At 61.5% G+C, this 24,355-nt stretch carries 19 protein-coding genes and 1 riboswitch; of the genes, 3 read left to right on the top strand and 16 right to left on the bottom strand.

Annotation, left to right across the window (positions count from 1 at the left end; genetic code table 11):
* Window positions 1-109: 109 nt before the first annotated feature.
* The 4 genes from glcF to AC097N_RS14665 all read right to left on the bottom strand — a co-directional run bounded on the left by glcF (window position 110) and on the right by AC097N_RS14665 (window position 4,408).
* Window positions 110-1,366, bottom strand: a complete 1,257-nt coding sequence (gene glcF, locus AC097N_RS14680; RefSeq protein WP_479582149.1) for a glycolate oxidase subunit GlcF — start codon at window positions 1,364-1,366, stop codon at window positions 110-112.
* A 9-nt stretch (window positions 1,367-1,375) separates the two neighbouring features.
* On the bottom strand, window positions 1,376-2,518 hold the full coding sequence (gene glcE, locus AC097N_RS14675; RefSeq protein WP_479582147.1) for a glycolate oxidase subunit GlcE: 1,143 nt from the start codon (window positions 2,516-2,518) through the stop codon (window positions 1,376-1,378).
* Window positions 2,519-2,594: 76 nt separating this feature from the next.
* Window positions 2,595-3,545: an SMP-30/gluconolactonase/LRE family protein gene (locus tag AC097N_RS14670; RefSeq protein WP_479582145.1), complete on the bottom strand. Its 951-nt coding sequence runs from the start codon at window positions 3,543-3,545 to the stop codon at window positions 2,595-2,597.
* Window positions 3,542-4,408, bottom strand: a complete 867-nt coding sequence (locus AC097N_RS14665) for an aldose 1-epimerase (protein WP_479582143.1) — start codon at window positions 4,406-4,408, stop codon at window positions 3,542-3,544. Before AC097N_RS14665 ends, AC097N_RS14670 begins: the two co-directional genes overlap by 4 nt.
* Before the next feature lie 111 nt (window positions 4,409-4,519).
* On the opposite strand from AC097N_RS14665, the gene AC097N_RS14660 reads away from it, so the two are divergent.
* Window positions 4,520-4,753 (top strand): hypothetical protein, encoded by a 234-nt coding sequence (locus tag AC097N_RS14660; protein ID WP_479582141.1) that lies wholly within the window; start codon window positions 4,520-4,522, stop codon window positions 4,751-4,753.
* Window positions 4,754-4,843: 90 nt separating this feature from the next.
* On the opposite strand, the gene AC097N_RS14655 is transcribed toward AC097N_RS14660, so the two are convergent.
* Both AC097N_RS14655 and glnK read right to left on the bottom strand, forming a co-directional pair.
* A complete protein-coding gene (locus AC097N_RS14655; RefSeq protein WP_479582139.1) occupies window positions 4,844-6,403 on the bottom strand; it encodes an ammonium transporter in 1,560 nt (519 codons plus the stop codon).
* A 32-nt stretch (window positions 6,404-6,435) separates the two neighbouring features.
* The gene (gene glnK, locus AC097N_RS14650) at window positions 6,436-6,774 is read right to left on the bottom strand and encodes a P-II family nitrogen regulator (protein WP_479582137.1); all 339 of its coding nucleotides are present in this window, start codon (window positions 6,772-6,774) and stop codon (window positions 6,436-6,438) included.
* Window positions 6,775-7,197: 423 nt separating this feature from the next.
* Between glnK and AC097N_RS14645 the strand changes: the two genes are divergently transcribed.
* Window positions 7,198-8,742 (top strand): YifB family Mg chelatase-like AAA ATPase, encoded by a 1,545-nt coding sequence (locus AC097N_RS14645; RefSeq protein ID WP_479582135.1) that lies wholly within the window; start codon window positions 7,198-7,200, stop codon window positions 8,740-8,742.
* Here the strand turns inward: AC097N_RS14645 and AC097N_RS14640 are convergent.
* Together AC097N_RS14640 and metH are read right to left on the bottom strand one after the other, a co-directional pair.
* Window positions 8,716-9,021, bottom strand: a complete 306-nt coding sequence (locus tag AC097N_RS14640; RefSeq protein WP_479582133.1) for a hypothetical protein — start codon at window positions 9,019-9,021, stop codon at window positions 8,716-8,718. The genes AC097N_RS14645 and AC097N_RS14640 overlap by 27 nt on opposite strands.
* 173 nt (window positions 9,022-9,194) lie before the next feature.
* Complete coding sequence (gene metH, locus AC097N_RS14635) at window positions 9,195-11,930, bottom strand: methionine synthase (RefSeq protein ID WP_479582131.1); 2,736 nt, start codon at window positions 11,928-11,930, stop codon at window positions 9,195-9,197.
* Window positions 11,931-11,954: 24 nt separating this feature from the next.
* A riboswitch (S-adenosyl-L-homocysteine riboswitch) is annotated at window positions 11,955-12,024 on the bottom strand.
* A 194-nt stretch (window positions 12,025-12,218) separates the two neighbouring features.
* On the opposite strand from metH, the gene AC097N_RS14630 reads away from it, so the two are divergent.
* Window positions 12,219-14,450 carry an NADP-dependent isocitrate dehydrogenase gene (locus AC097N_RS14630; RefSeq protein WP_479582129.1) on the top strand — a complete coding sequence of 744 codons (2,232 nt, stop codon included), beginning with the start codon at window positions 12,219-12,221 and terminating at the stop codon, window positions 14,448-14,450.
* A gap of 87 nt (window positions 14,451-14,537) precedes the next feature.
* On the opposite strand, the gene AC097N_RS14625 is transcribed toward AC097N_RS14630, so the two are convergent.
* The 8 genes from AC097N_RS14625 to xylF form a co-directional block, all read right to left on the bottom strand.
* Window positions 14,538-15,536, bottom strand: coding sequence for a Gfo/Idh/MocA family protein (locus AC097N_RS14625; protein ID WP_479582127.1), 999 nt, complete (start codon window positions 15,534-15,536; stop codon window positions 14,538-14,540).
* A 57-nt stretch (window positions 15,537-15,593) separates the two neighbouring features.
* Entirely contained in the window at window positions 15,594-16,985 is a 1,392-nt protein-coding gene (locus AC097N_RS14620) for a PTS transporter subunit IIC (protein ID WP_479582124.1), read from the bottom strand.
* 25 nt (window positions 16,986-17,010) lie between these two features.
* The gene (gene xylA, locus AC097N_RS14615) at window positions 17,011-18,324 is read right to left on the bottom strand and encodes a xylose isomerase (RefSeq protein ID WP_479582121.1); all 1,314 of its coding nucleotides are present in this window, start codon (window positions 18,322-18,324) and stop codon (window positions 17,011-17,013) included.
* A 59-nt stretch (window positions 18,325-18,383) separates the two neighbouring features.
* A complete protein-coding gene (xylB, locus tag AC097N_RS14610) occupies window positions 18,384-19,832 on the bottom strand; it encodes a xylulokinase (RefSeq protein ID WP_479582118.1) in 1,449 nt (482 codons plus the stop codon).
* A 21-nt stretch (window positions 19,833-19,853) separates the two neighbouring features.
* Window positions 19,854-21,011, bottom strand: a complete 1,158-nt coding sequence (locus AC097N_RS14605; protein ID WP_479582115.1) for an ROK family transcriptional regulator — start codon at window positions 21,009-21,011, stop codon at window positions 19,854-19,856.
* 16 nt (window positions 21,012-21,027) lie between these two features.
* Window positions 21,028-21,849, bottom strand: a complete 822-nt coding sequence (locus AC097N_RS14600) for an ATP-binding cassette domain-containing protein (RefSeq protein ID WP_479582113.1) — start codon at window positions 21,847-21,849, stop codon at window positions 21,028-21,030.
* On the bottom strand, window positions 21,846-22,982 hold the full coding sequence (locus AC097N_RS14595; protein ID WP_479582322.1) for a sugar ABC transporter permease: 1,137 nt from the start codon (window positions 22,980-22,982) through the stop codon (window positions 21,846-21,848). Before AC097N_RS14595 ends, AC097N_RS14600 begins: the two co-directional genes overlap by 4 nt.
* Window positions 22,983-23,134: 152 nt before the next feature.
* Window positions 23,135-24,157: a D-xylose ABC transporter substrate-binding protein gene (gene xylF, locus AC097N_RS14590; protein WP_479582110.1), complete on the bottom strand. Its 1,023-nt coding sequence runs from the start codon at window positions 24,155-24,157 to the stop codon at window positions 23,135-23,137.
* Window positions 24,158-24,355 lie beyond the last annotated feature (198 nt).

Below are 24,355 nucleotides of genomic sequence, written 5' to 3'. Positions count from 1 at the left end.
CAGATGTTCAACGCCCTTCATGCTGCTTAAGCACGCCAGCTTGCGCTCGGAGGCATACATGTAAAACAGCCGCTAGCGCCCGATTCACCTACATGAGTAGCTATTAACTTTATAGCGAAAGCGTAAGCGCCTCATCCAGCATTTCCACCCAGTGCCGCACCGGCGTGGCCGTGCCGCTTTGCAGGTGCGTGATGCAGCCGATGTTGGCCGACACGATGACGTCCGGTTTGGTGTCGCCAAAGGTCTCGTTCAGGTGGCCCAGTTTGCGGTCGCGCAACTGGTACGACAGGCCGGGGTTGAGCACCGAATACGTGCCCGCCGAGCCGCAGCACAGGTGGGCCTCGCAGCCGGTGACCTTGACGTTGAAACCCAGCGCACCCAGGTGTTGCTCCACACCGCCGCGCAACTGCTGGCCGTGCTGCAGCGTGCAGGGCGGGTGAAACGCCACGGTGCTGGCGACGGCCTGGACCCGGTCACGCAGTTTTTCGGACAACTCGGGCAGCCACTCGCTCAGGTCCCGGGTCAGGGCGCTGATGCGTGCGGCCTTGGCGGCGTAGGCGGGGTCGTCCTGCAGGATGTGGCCGTATTCCTTGACCGTGACACCGCAGCCCGAGGCGTTCATGAGGACGGCCTCGACACCCGCCGCGCCAGACGCGCCCTCGACATGGGGCCACCAGGCGTCGATGTTGGCGCGCATCTCGGCCTTGGCACCAATCTGGTCATTGAGGTGAAACTTGACCGCGCCGCAGCACCCGGCTTTGGGGGCGATGACGGTTTGTACGCCGATGGCATCGAGCACCCGCGCCGTGGCGCTGTTGATGTTGGGCATCATGGCGGGCTGCACGCAGCCGGCCAGCATCAGCACTTTGCGGACGTGTACGCGGGTGGGCCAGGTGCCCGCATCCTGTTTGGGCGGCACCTTGTTTTTGAGTGTGCCCGGCAGCAGCGGGCGCACCAACTGGCCCAGCCTCATGGCCGGGGCAAACAGCGGCGAGGGCAGGCCCTCTTTCAGGGCCCAGCGCAGGGCACGTTCACCGGCGGGGCGGGGCACTTTGGCATCGACCAGCTTGCGGCCAATGTCCAGCAGGTGGCCGTAGTCCACGCCCGAGGGGCAGGTGGATTCGCAGTTGCGGCAGGTCAGGCAGCGGTCCAGGTGCAGCTGGGTTTTACGGGTGGGGGTTTCGCCCTCCAGCACCTGCTTCATCAGGTAGATGCGGCCACGCGGGCCGTCCAGCTCGTCACCGAGGAGCTGGTAGGTCGGGCAGGTGGCGGTGCAAAAACCGCAGTGCACGCATTTGCGCAGGATGGCTTCGGCGGCCGTGCCGTCGGCCGTGCCTTGGTATTCGGGGGCGAGGTTGGTTTGCATCGGGGGCAGTCAAAAGTCGGGGTACAGGCGGCCGCGGTTGAAGATACCGGCCGGATCAAACTCGTGTTTGAGGCCCTGGTGGATGCGGTCCAGCGGTGCGTTTAAAGGGTTAAATCGGCCTGTAGCCCCCGTGTATAGTGCGGGAGCAGCTATGAAAAGAGTAGCGTTTCCGCCCGCGGCAGTGGCGACCTTGCGCAGCTGGGCTTGGGCTGACAGTGGTGCCCACAGCCAGCGCTGGCCGCCGTGCCATTCGATGAACTGCGCAAACGGCAGGTCCAGGGCGAGCGCGGTTTGCGGCACCGACAGGCGCCACAGGCAGAGGTCGGGTGCCGGGGCGGTGAAGAAGGGCAGGGTCTGGTCGCGGCAGGCTTGCCAGTCGGGCCCGGCCTGCGCGTTGTCCATGCGCACGGTGTCGCCACCCAGGGCCTGCAGGTCGGCGGTCATGCGGGGAATGGCGGCTTGCACCGCGGCAGCGGCGCCGCGCAGGCGCACAAACAGGTAGTCGCGCGCGGGGCTGGCGGTGTCGTCCAACACCCAGCAACTGGCGTTCAGCGGCAGCGGCTGGCCGCCCCAGCGGTTGAGCAAGTCCAACGCCTGTTGCTGCGGGATGCCGCCACACATCAGCGTGGCCTCGGCCGGGGCGACCGGCAACACCTTGAGCGAGACTTCGGTGATGACGCCCAGCGTGCCCATGGCCCCCACCATGAGGCGCGAGACGTCGTAGCCCGCCACGTTTTTCATGACCTGGCCGCCAAAGGTCAGCCACTGGCCTTTGCCGTTGATGATTTTGGCGCCCAGCACATAGTCACGCACGGAGCCCACGCTGGCGCGTGCCGGACCACTCAGACCGGCGGCGACCATGCCGCCCACGGTGCCGCCGGCGCCGAAGCGCGGGGGCTCGAACGCCAGGCTCTGGCCTTGCTCGGCGAGCGTGGCTTCCAGTTCGGCCAGCGGCGTGCCCGCCAGCGCGGTGACGACCAGTTCACTCGGTTCGTAGCTGGTGATGCCACTCAGGGGCGTGATGTCCAGCAACTCGCCTTGCGGCGTCTCGCCGTAAAAGTCTTTGGTGCCCCCGCCGCGAAGGCGCAGGGGGGTACGGTCGGCCACCGCCGCGTGGATGCGGTCGGTGAGGTGGCGAAGGGCGGTGTCCATGGATTGCATGCGAAGGATGGTAGGGGCCAAGACGCCCCGGTGGTTTGAATTTTTTGAAACCGCTGGGTTCAAAAATTTAGTCGACGAAGCTGTTCACCGGTAGGCCGGGCACGTCCACCCGCATGGACAACACGCAACCCGACAGGGGAAACGCGGCCAACTCCGCGGCGCTGCGGCCGTGGCTGGCGCTGGTGACAAACAGGGTTTGCAGGTCCGGGCCGCCAAAGCAGGGCATGGTGGGGCATTGCGCCGGTGTGGCGTATTCGGCCAGCAGCGTGCCGTCGGGGGCAAATTTGCACAGGCGCCGACCTTCGAACAGGGCGGCGTAGTAGTTGCCTTGCACGTCGACCGCCGCGCCGTCCGGGCGACCCCGGTAGCCGCCGTTGTCCGCCGCGGGGGCAAACTGCCAGCCCGCCGGTTTGGGCGGGAAGCGGGCAAAGGTGCGGTGGCCCGTCATGGCGCTGGTGGCGGCGTCAAAGTCCCAGGCATGAACGAGGTGGCTGGGCGTGTCGGCCCAGTACAGGGTGCGTCCGTCGGGGCTCCAGGCCAGGCCGTTGGCGGTGGTGGCGGGCAGGGTGGCCGGGTCGGTTTTGCGCGCCAGCACCGGGGTGCCGGTGCGGCAGTCCAGCGCATACAGGGCGGCGTTGCGGGCCACCTTGGTCTCGTCGATGGTGCCGATCCAGAAGCGCCCCAGCGCATCACACTTGCCGTCGTTGGCGCGCATGTGGGCGGGGTTGTAATCCAGGGTGATGAGGTGCTCCAGCGCGCCGCCCCAGGTTCGGGCCCGGTACACACCGCTGCGCAAGGCCATGACCAGACCGCCGCTGGCGGCAGGCGCCATGCAGCCGGGCTCGGACGGCAGGTCCCAGGTGTCGACCGTGCCGGTGCCGACCTCGGTGCGCAGGATCTGCTTGCCGGGAATATCGACCCAGTACAGCCTCTGCTCTTGCGGGTGCCAAAACGGCGATTCGCCCAATTCGCAGAGCTGGGTGGTGACGGCTTGCCAGTTGGCGGGTTGCAAACTCATGTGACTCTTTCTACGTGAATACTCATTTCGGCGGACATGGATTCGCCCGGCTGCAGCACGCGCACGCCCAGCGACTCGGCGCTGGCGCCGGTGCTGGCCATCAGGTTGAGGGCGTTGTTGACGTGGCTCACCGGCTCAATGGCCACAAAGTCGCGCGTGTCGTTGGTGAACACCACGAGGCGGCGCAGGCTGGAGGTGAGGCGGGTGTGCAAGGCCTCGTCGCGCAGGTGCACCACGCCAGACCAGCCATCAAAGCAGTGGTCCACATCCAGCGCGGCGCAGTCCATGTCCAACCCCTGCGCGGCGGAGCGGTGGGTGGGCAGTTTTTCGGGGCTCATCTCCCAGCGCCCGGTGGCTTCAAACGCAATATGGCTGTGCGGGCGTTTGACAAAATAAGGGTGCCAGCCCAGGCCCACGGGCGCCGCCACGGTCGACTGGTTGGTGATGCTCAGGGTCAGCTCCAGCGCGTTGGCGCTCAGGCGAAAGGCCTGTGAGGTGTCAAAGGCAAACGGCCACGCTTCATCGGGTTTGTGCTCATAAGACAACAAGGCAAACTGGGCGCTGGCCTCCAGCACCGTCCAGGGCCGCTGCCAGCCAACGCCGTGGATGGCATGGGGTTCTTCGGCGTTGTTATGCACCAGGGGGTGACCGGTGCCCGCCCATTGCAGCGTGGCGTGGCCCACCCGGTTGGAAAAAGGCACCAGCGGATAACTGCCGGACTGGCGCACGGTGGTCAGCAGCGGGGCGGGCGTGGAGCGCAGCACGGGCGTGTCGCCCAGCCAAAGGCCAGCGATGCAGCCGCCCAGCGCGGGGGCAATTTCACAGCGGAACGTGTCGCTTGAGAGTTCAATGGCGGATGTCATGGTGAGGGGGTCTCCTGAGCCTTATTGTGCATGGACGCCACACGTCGCCACCGGCAAGTTAAGCTCGCCGCCACGCCCGCCAGATGGCGGGCAAGTCCAAGGTGAAACGCATTGAATAAATTGACGCTGAGCAAAGTAAATGAACTCGTGTACCAGGTCTTGACCGACCAGGGCGAGCACGTGGGCAACCTCAAGCGCATCGGCGCGGTATGGAAGTTCAAGGCGGTGGGTTATGAGCCCAACGGCGACGTCATTCCCGGTGGCGGTCCGCTGACGGAGCGACACAACGCGGTGTTTGTTGCGCCGGATGAGGATGTGGTCAGTGCGGCGCTGAGGGTGAGTTGAGCCGCCCATAAAAAAACCCACCGCAGCCAGTCGCTGGGGTGGGTTCCTGGCACTGCTGCGAACCTGGTGGTCCGCAGCCTGCGTCTTCAATTAACGGTTGTAAGCCGTCTCGCCGTGTGACGAGATGTCCAGGCCTTCGCGTTCTTCTTCTTCGCTGACACGCAGACCAATGGTCAGGTCAACCAGCTTGAAGGCCACAAAGGACACCACACCAGACCAGACAATGGTGGTCAGCACAGCTTTGGCCTGAATCCACACTTGGGCTGCGATGGAGTAGTCAGCCGAGGTCACCATCGTGGCTGTTACCCAGTCAGCCACGTAGCCAGGGCCACCCAATGCGGGCGAGTTGAACACACCGGTCAGCAGGGCGCCGACGATACCGCCGATGCCGTGCACGCCGAAGACGTCCAGGGAGTCGTCAGCACCGAGCATCTTCTTCAGGCCGTTCACACCCCACAGGCAGGCAAAGCTGGCCACTGTGCCGATGATCAAGGCACCACCGATGCCGACGTTGCCGCAGGCTGGTGTGATCGCAACCAGACCCGCCACCGCACCGGATGCTGCACCCAGCATGGAGGCTTTGCCGCGCATCAGCGCTTCACCGAGGCACCAGGCCAACACGGCAGCCGCTGTGGCGCCAAAGGTGTTGATGAAGGCCAGAGCGGCGAAACCGTTGGCTTCCAGAGCGGAACCGGCGTTGAAGCCGAACCAGCCCACCCACAGCAGGGACGCGCCCACCATGGTCAAGGTCAGGCTGTGAGGGGCCATCGATTCCTTGCCGTAACCAATACGCTTGCCCACCATGAAGGCGCCGACCAGACCGGCCACAGCCGCGTTGATGTGCACCACGGTGCCGCCTGCAAAGTCAAGTGCGCCGGACTGCCAGACATAACCGGCCTTGGCGTTCATGGCGTCAACCACTTCTTTGGTGCCGTAGGCGTCAGGTCCCATCCAGAACCACACCATGTGAGCGATCGGTGCGTAGCTGAACGTGAACCACAGGGCCGAGAACATCAGCACTGCCGAGAACTTCATGCGTTCGGCAAAAGCGCCGACGATCAGTGCGCAGGTGATACCGGCGAACGTGGCCTGGAAGGCGGCAAACACGATCTCAGGAATGTAGACACCCTTGCTGAACGTGGCGGCGTTGGCAAACGTGCCCGCGGCGTTGTCCCAGATGCCCTTCATGAACAAGCGGTCAAAACCACCGATGAAGGCGTTGCCCTCGGTGAACGCCAGGCTGTAACCGTAGATGAACCACAGGACCACGATGAGCGAGAAGGTCACCATGACTTGCATCAGCACCGACAGCATGTTCTTGGAGCGGACCAGGCCGCCGTAAAACAAGGCCAGGCCGGGCACGGTCATCAGAATCACCAGCAGCGTGGAAACCATCATCCAGGCGGTGTCGCCCTTGTTGGGAACAGGTGCTGGTGCCGGGGCGGCTTCGGCCGCAGGGGCTGCAGCCACGGCGGCGGCGGGGGCCGCAGGAGCGACTGCATCAGCAGGTTTTGCTTCTGCCGGTGCGGCCGCAGGGACTGCTGCTTCAGAGGCCGCAACCGCAGCGGGTGCCGCGGTCTGGGCGAGGGTGGCTGTGCCGCCAACCAGGAGACTCAAACCCAGGGCGAGGGAGGCTAGTAGTTTTTTCATTTTGATGTTCTCGTGTCAGGTGGGCGAGGGCCTTACAGCGCTTCCTTGCCGGTCTCACCGGTGCGAATGCGTACGACTTGTTCGAGGTTGTAGACAAAAATCTTGCCATCACCAATCTTGCCGGTGCGGGCTGCACCTTCAATGGCTTCAATGACGCGGTCCACCAGCTCATCGGCAATGGCGGCTTCGATCTTGACCTTGGGCAGGAAATCGACCACGTACTCTGCACCGCGGTACAGCTCGGTGTGGCCTTTTTGACGGCCGAAGCCTTTGACTTCAGTGACGGTGATGCCCTGCACGCCGATGGCAGAGAGCGCTTCACGCACCTCGTCCAGCTTGAAGGGTTTAATGATGGCGGTTACAAGTTTCATGGGTTCTCCTCAGCATGGAAATGATCAGTTGCACACAGCGTTACGAGCTTCATCAGCTTCTCCAACAATTTCGTGAACGGGAGTGACAAGCATGGTTCATGCCAGTGCATCTTTGATGATTTTGCCCTGACACCGAATGATTGATTAGGGGGCTTGATGTCCGCTTACCCCAGCTAATGCGTCGATTGCACCAACTGGGTGCAGTATGAGGCTGCGGTTTATTTGGTGCGCACTCTTTTGGCGTGAGAGGGGTGCATGGCCGAGTTTGGTGCAGAAGGTGGCCTCTGCCGGCAGGCACCTCGCCCATTTGCTGCGTCGCAGCCTTTCGGCTAATATGCATGTATAAATAAACAGTGTTTGCTGGCGACGTCTGCTCAGTTTTTGAGAGAAGCCTTGGTTTGCACCCTTTGGAGAGGAATCCACATGAGTTTGTCTTTGGTGCAAAGCCGTGCCCTGCTGGGGCTGGAGGCCGCGGCCGTCACGGTGGAGGTACATTTGGCCAATGGCCTGCCGAGCTTCACGCTGGTGGGTCTCGCAGACGTGGAAGTCAAGGAAGCCCGTGAGCGGGTTCGCTCGGCCATTCAAAACTCGGGGCTGGAATTTCCCTCCAACAAACGCATCACGGTCAACCTGGCGCCAGCCGACCTGCCCAAAGACTCCGGGCGGTTTGACTTGCCCATCGCTTTGGGCATTCTGGCGGCCAGCGGCCAGATTGATGCCCATAAGCTGGCAGGCCATGAGTTTGCCGGCGAGTTGTCCCTGTCAGGCGAGTTACGCCCCGTGCGTGGTGCGCTGGCCATGAGCCTGGCGCTGCACGCGGGAGGTGTCGTCACCCAGCTGGTACTGCCACCTGAAAGCGCTGAAGAAGCCGCCCTGGTGCCGGACGCCATCGTCTACAGGGCCCGCCATTTGCTGGATGTGGTGCAGCATTTCCTGCCTGATTCGTCTGACGCCCCCCCTGCCGAGCCGTCCACCGGCTGGTCCCGGGTCACGGCCACCCTGCAGGCCCATGCGGCTCAGTACCTGGACCTGGCGGATGTCAAAGGTCAGCTGGGTGCGAAACGGGCGCTGGAGATTGCGGCGGCGGGCGGGCATAGCCTGCTGCTCATGGGGCCGCCCGGGTCTGGCAAGTCCATGCTGGCGCAGCGGTTTGCAGGCCTGCTGCCCGCCATGACCACCGACGAAGCCCTGCAAAGCGCCGCCGTGGCCAGCCTGGGCGGGCGCTTTTCGCTGGACCGCTGGGCGCAGAGGCCGACGTGTTCGCCGCACCATACGGCCAGCGCCGTGGCCCTGGTCGGTGGTGGCTCTCCGCCGCGACCCGGGGAAATCTCACTGGCGCACCACGGGGTCCTGTTTCTGGATGAGATGCCAGAGTTCCCCAGGGCGGCGCTTGAGGCCTTGCGTGAGCCCCTGGAGACGGGTTCCATCACCATCTCACGGGCTGCCCGCCGGGCGGAGTTTCCAGCACGGTTCCAGTTGATTGGGGCCATGAATCCTTGTCCCTGTGGTTATCTGGGCTCGGCCCAGAAGGCCTGCCGTTGCACGCCCGACCAGGTGGCGCGGTATCAGGGCAAGCTCAGTGGCCCCTTGATCGACCGCATCGACCTGCATGTGGAAGTGCCCGCCGTGGTGTCGTCCGATTTGCTGCTGGCCCAGGCGGGGGAGTCCACCGCGTCCATTCGGGAGCGCTGCACAGCGGCGCGTGCACGGGCCGTTGCACGCCAGGGCAAATCCAACCAGGCTTTGCAGGGGCAGGAGATCGATGTGCACTTGCTGCTCGATGATGCAGCCGTCAAGTTCCTGAATATTGCGGCCGCCCGTCTGGGCTGGTCGGCACGCAGCACCCACCGGGCTCTGAAGGTCGCCCGTACCATTGCTGATCTGGCTGGGGCACCGACCACCCAGGTCGCCCACTTGGCGGAAGCCATGCAGTACCGGCGCTCAGTTGCCCAGACTGTTGGGGCGTGATTTTTGGGCTGAGGGCAACTGGCCCTCAAACAGGCGGCTGATGGTGGCCAGGCGGACACCGGCTGTGCGCTCACCCAGCAAACCCGAGAGCAAGGTCATCAAATCGCTGCGCAAGTACCAGAGTGCCTGAATGTCAGGCGCGTACAAGACCCGCGCCCATACCTGCGCAAACTGGTGGCTTGTACCCAAGCCCACAATGCTGTCGAGCATCGCCTGGCGAATATCCTTGATGCGACTCTCTGGAACAACTTCCTTGGAGGGTTCGCCAAAGAGGCTCATCAGGCTGGATGCAAATTTTGATTTTTTCCAACTCATAACGATTTATTGAGCTTACGCGTGGCCTTGCGGAAATGCAAGATACGCGGAAACTGCCATCTATTGGACGAATTGGACCACCAAGCGGTCTCTTCAGGCGTTAATTATTGTGATGACATGTAACCATGCCCCAGCGCTTACAGGTTGGGCGCCAGCAGCCGCTGCAGGGCCTGCTCGTTCATCTGGCGGCGTGTGGCGAGGTCTTTAAGCTGGTCATCGCCAATCTTGCCCACGTTGAAATACGTGCTGTCCGGGTGCCCCAGGTAGAAGCCGCTCACGCTCGCCGCCGGTGTCATGGCCAGGCTCTCGGTCACGGCCATGCCGATGTCCTGGCACTGCAGCAGGTCGAACATTTCTTTTTTCACGCTGTGGTCGGGGCAGGCCGGGTAGCCCGGTGCCGGGCGGATGCCTTTGTACTTTTCGGCAATCAGGTCTTCCGGTGTCAGTGCCTCGCTGGGCGCGTAGCCCCACAGGTCCGCGCGGACCCGGTGGTGCAGGCACTCGGCAAAGGCCTCGGCCAACCGGTCGGCAATCGACTTGAGCATGATGGCCGAGTAGTCGTCATGGTCGTCCTCGAAGTATTTTTCCTTCTTGTCAACCCCAATGCCTGCGGTCACGGCAAAGATGCCCGCGTAGTCGGCGGCCACCCCCTTGGGGGCGACAAAGTCGGCCAGGCAGCGGCTGGGGCGCATCACGCCCTCAATCACCTGTTTTTCTGTTTGCTGGCGCAGGCCGTACCAGGTCATGGCGACCTCGGTGCGGGTCTCATCGGTGTAGAACTCGATGTCGTCGTCGTTCACCGAGTTGGCGGGGTACAGGCCAATCACCGCGTTGGCAGTCAGCCAGCGGCCTTCGATCAGGCGCTTGAGCATGCGCTGCCCGTCGGCATACACACGCACGGCCTCGGTGCCCACGACTTCGTCTTTCAGAATGGCCGGAAAAGGCCCCGCCAGGTCCCAGGTCTGGAAGAACGGGCCCCAGTCGATGAAGCGGGCCAACTCGGTCAAATCGAAATTTTTGAACACACGACGGCCAATGAACTTCGGCCTGGTCGGGGTGTAGCGCGCCCAACTCACTGGGGTCTTGTTGGCCCGGGCGCGGGCCAGGCTCCACATGGGCGTCTGTTTCTTGTTGGCGTGCTGCTCGCGCACCCGGTCGTAGTCGGTGTTGAGTTCGGCAATGTACTTCGCCGCCTGGTCGCTCAACAAACTCTGCGCCACACTCACACTGCGCGAGGCATCCGGCACATAGATCACCGGGCCTTCGTAGTGCGGCGCGATCTTGACGGCGGTGTGCACCCGACTGCAGGTGGCGCCGCCAATCATCAGGGGCATGTTCCTGAGGCGGAAGTACTCGTCCTTCTGCATCTCGCCCGCCACGTACTGCATCTCCTCCAGGCTGGGCGTGATCAGGCCGGAGAGGCCGATGATGTCCGCGCCCTCGGCCTTGGCCTTCGCGAGAATCTCGTGGCAGGGCACCATCACGCCCATGTTCACCACGTCAAAGTTGTTGCACTGGAGCACCACGGTCACGATGTTCTTGCCAATGTCATGCACATCGCCCTTGACCGTGGCAATGACGATCTTGCCCTTGGTGCGCACGTCGCGCCCGGCGGCTTCGTCCACGCGTTTTTCTTCCTCGATGTACGGAATCAGGTGCGCCACGGCCTGCTTCATCACGCGCGCACTCTTCACCACCTGCGGCAAAAACATCTTGCCCTGGCCAAACAGGTCCCCCACGATGTTCATGCCCGCCATCAGCGGGCCTTCAATCACGTGCAGCGGACGGCCCCCTTTGGCGAGCACGGCCTGGTAAGCCTCTTCGGTATCCGCCACGATGAAGTCGGTCACCCCGTGCACCATGGCATGGCTCAGGCGCTGCTCGACGGTTGCGGGCTGTTCGGCCGTACCGCGCCACTCCAGGCGTTTGCTGTCGTCCTTGGCCGCACCCTTGGCGTTTTCGGCAATCTCCACCAGACGTTCACCGGCGTCCGGGCGGCGGTTCAGCACCACGTCTTCCACGCGCTCGCGCAAGGTCGGCTCCAGGTCGTCATACACACCGACCATCCCGGCGTTGACAATGCCCATGTCCATGCCCGCCTGAATGGCGTGGTACAGAAACACGGTGTGAATCGCCTCGCGCACGGGGTCGTTGCCGCGGAACGAGAAACTCACATTCGACACGCCGCCCGACACCTTGGCGCCCGGCAGGTGCTGCTTGATCCAGCGCGTGGCGTTGATGAAGTCAACCGCGTAGTTGTTGTGTTCCTCAATGCCAGTGGCAATGGCGAAGATGTTGGGGTCAAAAATGATGTCTTCCGGCGGGAAGCCCACCTCGTCCACCAGGATGCGGTACGCGCGCTCGCAAATTTCGGTCTTGCGCTCATAGGTGTCGGCCTGGCCCAGTTCGTCAAACGCCATCACCACCGCGGCAGCCCCGTAGCGTCGCAGCAGCTTGGCCTGGTGTTTGAAGGCGTCCACACCTTCCTTCATGCTGATGGAGTTCACCACGGCCTTGCCCTGCACGCAGCGCAGGCCGGCTTCAATGACGCTCCATTTGCTGGAGTCAATCATCACCGGGACGCGTGAAATATCGGGCTCCGAGGCAATCAGGTTCAAAAAGCGCACCATGGCGGCCTGGCTGTCCAGCATGGACTCGTCCATGTTGATGTCGATGATCTGGGCGCCGTTCTCGACCTGTTGACGTGCCACGCTGAGCGCCTGCTCGTACTCGCCGTTCAGGATCATGCGGGCAAAGGCCTTGGAGCCGGTCACGTTGGTGCGCTCACCAATGTTGACAAACAAAGCGTCGGCGCCAATGCTCACTGGCTCCAGACCGGACAATTTCATGGGGGGAACAACGATTTCAGACATGCGACTCACCTGTGGCTAACTAAATTCAGGTGAGCGTCGTTGGGAAACTCCAAGCCTGACAGGCGGCTGGCCTGCTGCAACGCTCCTTGGAAGCTGACTATTTTAAGGGTTTGCTTGGGGGCCCGCATGGGCGGCGATCGGATTTGACGAACTGCATGGCTTGCGGACCCCCTTCGGATGCAAAAAATGCTGGTTTTTATGCTGAATTTGCATTCTTTCCGCCTTGTGAAAGGTTGATCCCATATAGTGGCGCGACAAATCAACCCCACCACACGCAAGAGGACGGCAATGACAAGCTCAAAAATCATTTACACACTCACGGATGAGGCGCCGTTGCTGGCGACCTACTCTTTCCTGCCAATCATCCGTACCTTTGCCGCTCCGGCAGGTATTGACATTGTCGAGAGCGACATTTCGGTGGCGGCGCGGGTGCTGGCCGAATTCCCCGAGTTCCTGGCAGATGCGCAAAAAGTGCCCAACACATTGGCCGAATTGGGCAAAAAAACCCTGGAGTCGGACACCAACATCATCAAGCTGCCCAACATCAGCGCCTCGGTGGGTCAGCTGATAACCTGTATCAAGGAACTGCAAGGCAAGGGCTACGCCATTCCCGATTTTCCCGAAGATCCGAAGACCGACGAAGACAAGGCCATCCGCGCCCGCTACTCCAAGTGCACCGGCAGCGCTGTCAACCCCGTGCTGCGTGAGGGCAACTCCGACCGCCGCGCGCCCAAGGCCGTCAAGGAATATGCCCGCAAGAACCCGCACAGCATGGCCGAGTGGAGCCAGGCTTCGCGCAGCCACGTGTCGCACATGCACCATGGCGACTTCTACCACGGTGAAAAGTCCCTGACGCTGGACAAGGCCCGCGACGTGAAGATGGAGCTGGTCACCAAGAGCGGCAAGACGGTCATCCTCAAGCCCAAGGTGTCGCTGCTGGACCGTGAAGTCATCGACAGCATGTTCATGAGCAAGAAGGCGCTGGTCGAGTTTTATGAAAAAGAAATCGAAGACGCGCACAAGACCGGCGTGATGTTCTCGCTGCACGTCAAGGCCACCATGATGAAGGTGTCGCACCCCATCGTCTTCGGCCACTGCGTGAAGATTTTCTACCGCGAAGCATTTGCCAAGCACGGCGCCTTGTTTGATGAACTCGGTGTCAACGTCAACAATGGCATGGCCAACCTGTACGAAAAGGTGGCGACGTTGCCCCAGTCCCAGCGCGAAGAAGTGCTGAAAGACCTGCACGCCTGTCACGCCAACCGCCCCGAGCTGGCCATGGTGGACTCGGCCAAGGGCATCACCAACTTCCATTCACCCAACGACGTGATCGTGGACGCCTCCATGCCCGCCATGATCCGCAGCGGCGGCAAGATGTGGGGGGCCGATGGCCGCCTGAAGGACGTGAAGGCCGTGATGCCCGAATCCACCTTTGCCCGTATCTACCAGGAAATCATCAACTTCTGCAAATGGCACGGCGCGTTCGACCCCAAGACGATGGGCACGGTGCCGAATGTGGGCCTGATGGCCCAGCAGGCCGAAGAATACGGCTCGCACGACAAGACCTTTGAAATTGCTGAAGACGGCGTGGCCAACATCACCGACCTGGCCACCGGCGAAGTGCTGCTGAGCCAGAACGTGGAAGCGGGCGACATCTGGCGCATGTGCCAGGTCAAGGACGCCGCCATCCGCGACTGGGTCAAGCTGGCCGTTAACCGCGCCCGCAACTCCGGCATGCCCACCGTGTTCTGGCTGGATGCCTACCGCCCGCACGAAGCCCAATTGATCACCAAGGTCAAGATGTACCTGCACGAGCACGACACTTCTGGCCTGGACATCCAGATCATGAGCCAGGTGCGCGCCATGCGCTACACCCTGGAGCGCGTGATCCGCGGCCAGGATACCATCAGCGCCACCGGCAACATCCTGCGCGACTACCTGACCGACCTGTTCCCCATCATGGAACTCGGCACCTCGGCCAAGATGCTGTCCATCGTCCCCCTGATGGCTGGCGGCGGCATGTACGAAACCGGTGCGGGCGGCTCGGCCCCCAAGCATGTGCAGCAGCTGGTGGAAGAAAACCACCTGCGCTGGGATTCGCTGGGCGAGTTTCTGGCGTTGGCCGTGTCGCTGGAGGACCTGAGCCTCAAGACGGGCAACAAGAAAGCTGCGATTTTGGCCAAAACGTTGGACGACGCGACCGGCATGCTGCTGGACCACAAAAAAGGTCCCTCAACCCGCACCGGCGAGTTGGACAACCGTGGCAGCCATTTCTACCTGGCCATGTACTGGGCCCAGGCAATGGCCGCGCAGACCGACGACAAAGACCTGCAAGCGAAGTTTGCGCCGCTGGCCAAGTCGCTCGCCGACAACGAGCAGCAGATTGTGGAAGAGTTCAGGGTCGTGCAGGGTCAGCCGGTCGACATTGGCGGTTATTACCTGGCCGACCCGGTCAAGGTCACGGCGATCATGCGCCCGAGCAGCACCTTCAATGCCGCGTTGGCGGCCGCTCAGGGTTGATCGTCAAACCGGCGTGATCTGTGCCTCGGCACAGATCCACAAGGGCAGAAGACGCAAGTCTTTCTGCCTTTTTTTATTGCTGGCGTTTTAGATGTCTTCCCAGCGTCCGCTGCTGCCGGACTTGAACAGCGCGTCAATCACCCGCATGTTGAGAATCGCGTCTTCCACGCCGTAGGGCAGGGGCATCTCGCCACGAATCACTTGCGAGAACGCGTCACCCTGCAGGGTGTACATGTTGCAGGGGGCCAGCGTCTCGGCCACGGCAGAGGCACCGCCTGGCAGACGGGCATCGTCCACAAAAATGCGGGTGGCGTCGCCCAAGGGCGCGTTGAACGGGATTTCAATCTCCAGCCGCTGTTTGGTGCCAATGGCCTGCACGCGCTGGTAGGGCACGGACTGGGTGGACACAGTGAAGTCCAGCCGGCGCCCCTGCCCAAAGTCCAGCATGGCCGTGACGGTGCGGTCGGTCTGGAATTCCGGGTCACGGTCGATCAAGGCGACGACGCGCAAAGGCTCGGCTTCGAACAGAAAACGCCCCGCCACGATGGCGTAGCCGCCAATGTCATACAGCGCGCCACCGCCCGCCTCCACCCGGTTGCGGATGTTGTCGGGCTGGCGGTTGAAGTACGAAAAAAACACCTGCACCGTGCGCAAATCCCCCAGGGCACCGCTGCGCACAATCTCGCGTGCGCGCAGCCACTGCGGGTGAAAACGCACCATGAAGGCCTCCATGATATGCACCTTGTCGGCCACCTCGCGCACCTGCGCCGCCTCTTCGGCATTCATCGAAAAAGGCTTTTCGCACAGCACATGCTTGCCTGCACGGGCCGCAGCCAGTGTCATCGGTACATGCAGGTCGTTGGGCAACGGGTTGTAGATGACCTCGATCGCGGGGTCGGCAAATAGTTCTTCATACGAGCCATAGGCGGTGGGGATGCCCATCTCGGTCGCTACGGCCTGGGCCTGCGGCAGTGAGCGCGAAGCAATGGCGCTGACATCGCACCACTGGCTGATCTGCAGGGCTGGAATGACTTTTTCGCGCCCGATTTTGGCCGTGCTGAGCACGCCCCATTTAACTTTGTTCATGGTGAGTAAAACGCTTGAAGTAATGGATGGCAATTAAAGCAGACACCGTAGACGATGTCAGTTCTGTGAATGGCGGCTCATTTCGGCCGAAAGCCGCTTGAAACGTAGCCAGGAAAAATAGGTCGCAGCCAGCAACACCAGCAGTACCGGGATGGCCCATAGTTTGCCTTGGTACAGATTGAGCAACAGAAATCGCAATTGATGCCCCCCGTCGGTGAACGCTGTGATGGCGCCCAGACCTTGCGAATTGAATGAAGGCGTCTGGTGCGCCAGATCGGTGATCAGTGGTGCCATCTCAGAGGAAATCAACAGAAAAGTGATGATCACCGGGATGCCCGCCAGTACCGCCCGAAACACATTGCCGCGCAGCATCAGGACGGAGAGGGACATGACTGAAATCAGGTTTGGCAGATCACCCAAAGGCAGCAACTTGTTGCCTGGCAAGATCAAGGCAATCAAAATGGCCATTGCCATCAAAATCAGCCCGGTCATGATGACGGATTTCTGACTCATCAAAAAACCGGTATCCAGCGCCACGATCAAATTTTTCCGGTGCGGAAAGTGACGTGTCACTTGATCCCGCAATGCCGTGGTGATGGGCATCATCGCTTCACCAATCAAGCCTGCGCTCTTGGGCAGCAGGAACATCACAGCGGCGATGTGGACACTCATCTCCAGCGTTTCCTTGACGCCATACCCCGCAGCCCATGCCAGTGCCAGGCCCATCAGGAAACCGATCACCATGGGTTCGCTCAGCAGATCGACGAGGCTCAAGGCCTCCTCTTCCAGTTCATTCTTGCCATTCTGCTCCGGGTTGTAGTAGATGTTGTTGATGCCTGGCACACGGTCAAGCAGCCACTCGACACATGCCGTGTAGGGAACGATGCCATTGACTGATATCGGCGACGCTGAAATGCCTTCCAGCCCCATCTCCCGCTCAACATCGGGGGCCGTCCACTCCGTCATCTTGAAGCAGTAGATGGCAAGTAGCAAAGTGGCCGACAGGCCCAGTAGCATGCTGCCTGACAGGCTCAGGATCAATGCCCCGATGAAAGCAAAGTGCCAGTAGTTCCAGATGTCAATGTAGATCGTGCGGGTCAGACCGGTGGCCAGCATGAGCAGGTTGACGATCAAGATCAGAGGAATCGAAATCGCCGCCAGCGGCGAGGCCCAGGTGATGGCCGCCAGCGGCGGCCAGCCCACATCCAGGACGGTGAACGTCAAGCCCCGGACGGTCGACAGCTGTTGCACGGCAGGGCTGATGTTCGTCACAAAGAAGTTGAAGGCAATGAACACTCCGGCAAATCCCGCAGCCAGCGCCACGGTGCTGAGGAGTGCCCGTTTGATCGGAACCCGCACCGCCAGGCCGATCAGCAGGATGATGATGGGCAGCATCACATAGGCTTTGAAACTGAAGAAGATGCTCAGGCACTGTTGAAACGTCGTCATGTGATGTGGCAGATACACCCGCAGGTCAGAGGTAGGTGTTCAACAAGTTCTCCAGGCGTTCTTGACGCCCCGAAACTGGACGGGTGTCTGTGTTGTGTGTCAGTACCTGGGCGGCTACTTCATCCAGCGACATTCTTCCCTCCAGCACACTTTGCCCGAATGGCTTCTTCCATCCTGCGTAACGGTCCTCAAGAGACTTCTCAAGTTGGCCATCCGTGATCATTTTTTCTGCAATCAGGAGGGCTCGTGCGGACACGTCCATTCCGCCAATGTGACCGTGGAACAGGTCTTCCGGGTCGATGGACTGACGGCGCACCTTGGCATCGAAATTGATTCCGCCGCTGGTGAAGCCGCCGCCCTTGAGGATCAGGTACATCGCGAGTGCAGTCTCGGGAATGTTATTGGGGAACTGGTCTGTGTCCCACGCGCACTGCATGTCGCCACGGTTCATGTCGATCGAGCCGAAGATCCCCAGGTCCACGGCCGTGGCAATTTCATGCTCAAAGCTGTGGCCCGACAGTGTCGCGTGGTTGGCCTCGATGTTGACCTTGACTTCCTTGTCCAGGCCGTAGCGGCACAGGAAGCCGTACACCGTGGCAGTGTCAAAGTCATACTGGTGTTTGGAGGGTTCGCGTGGCTTGGGTTCCAGCAGAATCGCGCCCTTGAAGCCAATCTTGTGTTTGTACTCCACCACCATGTTGAGGAAGCGGCCCATCTGGTCCAGCTCATGGCCGATGCGGGTATTGAGCAGGGTCTCGTAGCCTTCGCGGCCACCCCACAGCACATAGTTTTCACCGCCCAGTTTGAGCGTGGCGTCCATCGCCTCTTTGACTTGAAGTGCCGCCAGTGCAAAGATCTCCGGGTTGGGGTTGGTGGATGCCCCTGACATGAAGCGGCGGTGACTGAACAGGTTGGCCGTGCCCCACAGCAGTTTCATGCCCGTGGCCTGCTGCTTGGCGCCCAGCACATCGACCATCTCGCGCAACTGGTTCACGCTGTCCCGTGGCGTGGCGCCTTCAGGCGCGACATCGCGGTCGTGGAAGCAGTAGTAGGGCGCACCCAGTTTGGCAAAAAATTCAAACGCGACGTCCGCTTTGACACGGGCCGCCGCCATCGGGTCAGCCATGTGGTGCCACGGGCGCTCGAAGCTGTCACCGCCAAAGGGGTCCGAGCCGTTCCAGCAGAAGCTGTGCCAGTAACACACCGCAAAGCGCAGGTGGTCTTCCATGCGCTTGCCCATCACCATGCGGTCACGGTCATACCACTTGAAGGCCAATGGATTAGCGGAGTCCGGTCCTTCGCAGCGGATCGGGGCGGTGTTTTCAAAATAGGTGGACATGGCAGGTTTCCTTCTTCAGTCAGTGTGAGGTGTGGGTGTTGGGTTTACTTTTTCGCGTTTTACGAGGGTATGAAAAGCGACCGGAAGCGTTCATAGCGCGGCGCCAGCATGGCTTGTTCGGCAGCGTCTGGCGTGTACTGCGCCGTCACTTCGGGGCTCAGGCAAACCGTGTTTGGCGTGGCCCCTGTGGCCAACCACCCCAGGCGCGCTGCGCCCAACGCACCGCCCACGGCAGAGCTGCCATGCGTCACGATCTCCACGTTCAGACTGGAGGCCAGTTGTTGGGCCCACAGTGCACTGCGTGCGCCGCCACCCACGAGGGACAGGCGTTGCACCTTGCTGCCTGCGGCATTGAGGGCAGCCAGTCCGTCACGCAAGCCAAAGGTCACGCCTTCCATCACGGCATAGGCCAGGTGGGTGGCATCGGTGTCGAAGCTGAGCCCATGCACGCTGCCTCGCACATTGGCATCGTTGTGCGGTGTGCGTTCGCCACCCAGATAGGGCAAAAAAATTGGCGCGCTGGCGCGTTGGGACAAAGTCAATGATTCGGCCTGTTGGGCCAGCGCACCTTCGGAAGACGCACCCAGTAAGCTGGTGACCCATTGCAGGGCACTGGCAGCGGAGAGCATCACGCTCATCTGATGCCAGCGGCTTGGCAACGCGTGGCAAAAAGCGTGTGTGGCACTGGCCGCGTTGGGCTGGTAGCTGGGCGTCACGACAAACAGCACGCCGCTGGTGCCCAGCGACAAAAATCCCTGGCCAGGCTGTGTGGCACCCATACCCACGGCGCTGGCGGCATTGTCACCGGCGCCGCCTGCCACGACCACTGAGTTGCGCAGCCCCAGGGATTGGGCGACGTCGGCCTTGAGCACGCCACCCGCCTCGCTGCCTTCCACCAAACGGGGCATCTGCTTTTGCGTCAAGCCCGAGAGTGCCAGCAAGTCGTCTGACCACGCGCGTTGTTGCACGTCCAGCCATAGCGTTCCGCTGGCGTCGGACATGTCGCTCACATAGTCGCCCGTGAGCATCAGCCGCACATAGTCCTTGGGCAGCAAGACCTTGGCGATGCGTTTGAAGATGTCAGGCTCATGGCGTGCGACCCAGCGCAATTTGGGTGCGGTGAATCCGGGCATGGCCAGACTGCCGGCCAGGGCGGGCAAGCCCGACATCTCGGCCATCATCTCGGTGCATTCAGCTGCGCAGCGTGTGTCGTTCCACAAAATCGCCGGGCGAAGCACACGGTCGTGGTCATCCAGCAGCACGGCACCGTGCATCTGCCCGGACAAACCGATACCGGTAACTGCCGCCCATTCCTGCGGGTGGGCCTGGCGCAATTCAGCCAGTGCCGTCTGGGTGGCCCTCCACCAGTCCTGCGGCTGCTGTTCGCTGTGGCCGGGGTGTGGCCGCGACACGGTGAGGGCTGCGCCTGCCGAGCCCACAATGTGGTGCGTGTCGCTGAGCAACAAAGCCTTGACTTCCGAGGTGCCAACGTCGATTCCGATAAACATGGTCATATGAGTTTTTAAGTATTAAAGAGAACGGTCTGCGCCTGCGCTTTGCGCCAGTGCGGCGCCCTTGGCATTGGCATGCATGGGGCGCAGGTAGTGATGCAGCACGAGAGCTGCGGCCCCGACGGCTGAGGCCCACAGTCCATAGCGCGCTTTGCGCACGGGTGGCGGCGCCATGCGCGCCTGCGTGGCGTAGTCTTGCAAGGTGGCTTGCGCCACCTCCACGATATTTGGAAACTTGTCACACGAGGGACCGCCTACGACCAGCACGCTAGGGTCGAACGTGGTCCACAGGTTGTGCAGCACCAGGCCCAGATAGCGGCCGCCGTAGCTGGCGTCTTGTTGCCTGGCAAGCGCTTTCGACCCAAAAAATGTCTCAGCGCATCCCTTGCGGCCGCAGGAGCACAGGTCGCCGTCGATCTGCAGCGTGCTGTGCCCAATCTCGCCGGCCATGCCTTGGACCCCGGTGAACAGGCGGTCGTTCAGCACAATGCCAGCGCCCACACCAGCACCGCAGGTCACAAAAATCAGGGAGTCTTCCGCATGGCCTTCGGCAAATTCGTATTCGCTCAGGGCGGCCGTGTCGGCTTCGTTTTGCACATGCACAGGCATAGCGGGCAGCCTGGCTTGCTCCAAAGCCAGCGTGATCATGGGCAAGAAATCAACATTGCGCCAGCCCAGGTTGGCGGCAAAGCGCACTTGGCCCGTGGTCTCGTCAAATGCGCCAGGCAGACCGACACCCATGCCCGTGAGTTGCACTCCCCAGGAGACCAGCAAGCTATGGGCGCGGGCAGCCAATGCCGCCGTCTGCTGGCACACGGCATCGGGCTCGGTACTGAGCAGAGGTTCCTCCGCTGACCACAGCACCTTGCCCAGCAGGGAAACGCAGACCACGCGCAGCGCCTCCACTGCGATCTCAACGCCAATCAGGGCGCGGGAGCGAGCATCAATATGCAAAGGCGTCGAGGGTCTGCCCAGCCCACTGGCTGCCACAACGGAGGTCTCGGTGAGCCAGTTTTCTTCGATCAGCTCGCGCACCAGCAAGCTGACTGTGGATTTTGTCAAACCACTTTCCTGCGCCAGTTGTGCGCGCGACAGCCCGGGCTGGGTGCGCAGCAGGCGCAGCAAAACACTGCGGTTGATGCGTTTGACAAGTTGCTGATCGCCGGTCGTTTTCATGAGATTCAAAGGATTTTCAAAGGGCTGTGTGGGCCTGTACCTTACCCTCAGGCTTCTTGCCCCCAATGATCATCCCCAGCACCTCATCTTCGGTCACATCCTGCGTGCGGTAGGTGCCCACCAGTCCCCCGTTTTTCATGACGGCCAGGCGGTCGCTCAATGCAAAAACGTCCGGCATGTCATGGGTAATCAGGAAGATGCCCACGCCTTCACTTTTGAGTTGTTTCACGAGGTTGCCCACCATGGCGGTTTCCTCAGGTCCGAGTGCCGCCGTGGGCTCGTCCATGATCAGAATCCGCGCGTTGAAGTAGATCGCTCGCGAGATGGCGACAACCTGGCGTTGACCGCCCGAGAGGCGGCGCACCGGGGTTCGCACATTCTTGAAGTTCTTGTTCAGGCGCTCAAACACCTTGCGCGCCCCGGCGTCCATGCGGTGGTCATCCAATGTGTTCCACCGGGTCAACAGTTCACGCCCCAAAAACAGGTTGGCCACGGCGTCAAGGTTGTCCGCCAGGGCCAGCGTCTGGTAAATCGATTCGATGCCGGCGCGCTGGGCATCCAGTGGAGTGCGCAGGTGGACTTTTTCGCCATTGATGATGACCTCACCGCTGTCAATCGGGTAGGCTCCGGCCAGCATTTTCATGAGGGTGGACTTGCCGGCTCCGTTGTGACCCAGCAGGGCCACCACCTCACCGGGGAACAGGTTGATGCTGACATTTTCAACCGCGTGAACGCCGCCAAATGCCTTGCAGATATTGCGCATTTCGACAAGACAGCGCGACGCATCTGCTGGCGCCACATACTGCGTGGCAACAGGTTCTTGGTAGGTCGTGTTCATGCCAGGTCTCCTGTGAATTTACGGTACAGCACGTCAAACACCACTGCAGCAATCAGCACCTGGCCGATGATGACGTAACGCACGCCAATGGACACATCCAGCAGCAGCATGCCGCTGTCGATCGACTGCATGATCAAGGCGCCCAATACCGAGCCCAAAATGGACCCACTGCCGCCAGCCAGCGCCGTGCCACCAATCACGGCCGCGGCAATGACATACAGCTCCAGGCTGGTGCCCAGCGAGTTGGTGCCTGCATTGAGCCGGGCGATGGAGACGATGGCCGCGATGGTGATCAGCACACCCATCAAGGCAAACAGCATCAACGTCACACGACGCACCGGAATACCCACCAGGGCTGCTGCTTCCGGGTTGCCACCCATGGCAAACACATAGCGGCCAAAGCGCGTCCGATGCACCAGAAACGACAGAGTGAAGGCCACCCCGGCCCAGATCAGGACGGGAATCGGAATGCCTTGCGCCTCGTCCTTGCTGGGAATTCGGTAGGCGTTCATGGTGGCTGCAAACGCCATCACGATGACCACAGGCACTGACACCATCGCCGCGTCGAGCCACAGTGGCGCATTGGGAATGCCGTGGCGCTGTTTGGCCCGGCGTTTGTTCAGCATGACCAGAACCAGCGCTACGCTGACCAGAGCGGCAATCACCCACGTGGCCGTGGAGCCAATGGCACCGTTGAAACCGCCGCCCAGGCGCTGGAAAAACTGATCATTTACCGGCTGTGTTTTGCCATCTGCGACCAGAAAGGCGGCACCCCGGAACGACATCAAGCCGCCCAGCGTGACCACAAAAGAAGGCACACCCAGTACAGCGGTCAGCGCCCCCTGGTACATGGAGGCCGCAATGCCTGCGGCCAGCCCCGCGAGCGACGCTTCTTGCCAGGTCCAGCCCGCGGTGTATTGCAGGGTGGCAATCAAAACCCCGACAAAGCCCATGATGGAGCCGACCGACAAATCGATGTGCCGCGCCACGATGACCAGCACCACCACTGCAGCCACGATGCCCACCACCGCGGTTTGTTGCACGATGTTGTAAAGATTTTCTGGTGACAGAAAGACGCCCTCCGACAAAATATTGAAGGTGAGGGCGATGGCCGCCAAAACGGCACCCATCATCACCAGGCGCCAGTCAATGGCAGCCTGCTTGAGGGATAACAAGGGTTGGCTCACGAGCGTTCTCCGCAGGAACCCCCTTGCTGCGCAAGGGGTTAAATTGAGGCCGCGGGCTGACAACCCGCGGCTTTTCTAGGTTATTGCCGAGCTACGGCTTATTTGCAGGCCGCCGGCGCAGTGGCCGCCGCTACACCCTTGCACAAAGCATCTTTGGTGATCCACCCAGCCTTGACGACCACGTCAAGGTTCGAGCGGGTAACGGCGACAGGCTTGAGAAACTGAGCCTGCAGAGCCACCTTTTTCTCGCCACCGTTCCAGGTGTTTGCCCCGGCAACCTTGTTGCCTCCGGCCAAAGACACGGCTGCCGCTGCGGCGTCTTTGCCCAGATCGCGTGCATCTTTCCAGACGGACACGGTTTGGGTGCCCAATGCCACGCGGTTCAGTGCGGCATGGTCGCCGTCCTGGCCTGACACGGGAATGCCTTTCATGCCCTTGGCGCTCAGCGCTGCGACAACGCCACCGGCCGTGCCGTCGTTGGAAGCCACCACGGCGTCAATTTTGCCGCCTGTTTTGGTGATGATTTGTTCCATGTTTTTCTGGGCCACTTCAGGCTTCCAGCCGTCGGTGTATTCCTCGCCGACGATCTTGATGTCGCCTTTTTTCACGGCCGCATCAATGATCTCCTGCTGGCCACCGCGCAAAAAGTCGGCGTTCGGGTCCGTGGGGGAGCCCTTGATCATCACGTAGTTGCCCTTGGGCTTGGCCGCCAGGATGGCGCGTGCCTGCATGCGGCCCACTTCGACGTTGTCAAACGTGATGTAGAACACGCCGGGTGCTTCGATCAGGCGGTCATATGCCACCACGGGAATCTTTTGCTGGTTGGCCTTGTTGATAGCTGGCAGGATGGCGTCTTTGTCCATGGCCAGAATGATCAAGGCCTTGGCGCCTTTGGAGATCAGGCTGTCGATGTCGGCGAGCTGTTTTTCAGGCGAACCACCCGCGTCAGCGCTGATGTACTTGGCACCGGTTTTCGCGAACTGCGCCTTCATGGCGGCCTCGTCCGTTTTCCAGCGCTCTTCCTGGAAATTGGACCAACTGACGCCAATGGTGGTTTGGGCAAATGCGCTCATGGCCGTCAGACCGAGGGCCAATACGCTTAGATGGTGTTTCAGTTTCATGCTTGTCTCCGATAGTTGCGCCTGTGTCCGGCGCGGTTTTGGTGTATCGCCCGGTTATTTGTTCGAGCGATGCACTAATTGTAGGTAAGCGCAATTTTTGCTCGCATCGGGACTAACCCTAAGCTGGAGTTGGTCACGCTCAGGACGAAGCCTGTCGAGTGTTTCCACCCGTCCCATGGGTGAAAACCCTACTTAGTT

The sequence above is a fragment of the Rhodoferax sp. LS1R11 genome, assembly GCF_056521395.1.
This window is presented reverse-complemented; position numbering and strand designations above follow the sequence as displayed.

What these genes read in the sequence shown, in the direction of transcription:
- glcF (WP_479582149.1), bottom strand. Translation starts at nt 1,366, where the DNA reads ATGCAAACCAACCTCGCCCCCGAATACCAAGGCACGGCCGACGGCACG.
- glcE (WP_479582147.1), bottom strand. Translation starts at nt 2,518, where the DNA reads ATGGACACCGCCCTTCGCCACCTCACCGACCGCATCCACGCGGCGGTG.
- AC097N_RS14670 (WP_479582145.1), bottom strand. Translation starts at nt 3,545, where the DNA reads ATGAGTTTGCAACCCGCCAACTGGCAAGCCGTCACCACCCAGCTCTGC.
- AC097N_RS14665 (WP_479582143.1), bottom strand. Translation starts at nt 4,408, where the DNA reads ATGACATCCGCCATTGAACTCTCAAGCGACACGTTCCGCTGTGAAATT.
- AC097N_RS14655 (WP_479582139.1), bottom strand. Translation starts at nt 6,403, where the DNA reads ATGAAAAAACTACTAGCCTCCCTCGCCCTGGGTTTGAGTCTCCTGGTT.
- glnK (WP_479582137.1), bottom strand. Translation starts at nt 6,774, where the DNA reads ATGAAACTTGTAACCGCCATCATTAAACCCTTCAAGCTGGACGAGGTG.
- AC097N_RS14645 (WP_479582135.1), top strand. Translation starts at nt 7,198, where the DNA reads ATGAGTTTGTCTTTGGTGCAAAGCCGTGCCCTGCTGGGGCTGGAGGCC.
- AC097N_RS14640 (WP_479582133.1), bottom strand. Translation starts at nt 9,021, where the DNA reads ATGAGCCTCTTTGGCGAACCCTCCAAGGAAGTTGTTCCAGAGAGTCGC.
- metH (WP_479582131.1), bottom strand. Translation starts at nt 11,930, where the DNA reads ATGTCTGAAATCGTTGTTCCCCCCATGAAATTGTCCGGTCTGGAGCCA.
- AC097N_RS14630 (WP_479582129.1), top strand. Translation starts at nt 12,219, where the DNA reads ATGACAAGCTCAAAAATCATTTACACACTCACGGATGAGGCGCCGTTG.
- AC097N_RS14625 (WP_479582127.1), bottom strand. Translation starts at nt 15,536, where the DNA reads ATGAACAAAGTTAAATGGGGCGTGCTCAGCACGGCCAAAATCGGGCGC.
- AC097N_RS14620 (WP_479582124.1), bottom strand. Translation starts at nt 16,985, where the DNA reads ATGACGACGTTTCAACAGTGCCTGAGCATCTTCTTCAGTTTCAAAGCC.
- xylA (WP_479582121.1), bottom strand. Translation starts at nt 18,324, where the DNA reads ATGTCCACCTATTTTGAAAACACCGCCCCGATCCGCTGCGAAGGACCG.
- xylB (WP_479582118.1), bottom strand. Translation starts at nt 19,832, where the DNA reads ATGTTTATCGGAATCGACGTTGGCACCTCGGAAGTCAAGGCTTTGTTG.
- AC097N_RS14605 (WP_479582115.1), bottom strand. Translation starts at nt 21,011, where the DNA reads ATGAAAACGACCGGCGATCAGCAACTTGTCAAACGCATCAACCGCAGT.
- AC097N_RS14600 (WP_479582113.1), bottom strand. Translation starts at nt 21,849, where the DNA reads ATGAACACGACCTACCAAGAACCTGTTGCCACGCAGTATGTGGCGCCA.
- AC097N_RS14595 (WP_479582322.1), bottom strand. Translation starts at nt 22,982, where the DNA reads ATGATGGGTGCCGTTTTGGCGGCCATCGCCCTCACCTTCAATATTTTG.
- xylF (WP_479582110.1), bottom strand. Translation starts at nt 24,157, where the DNA reads ATGAAACTGAAACACCATCTAAGCGTATTGGCCCTCGGTCTGACGGCC.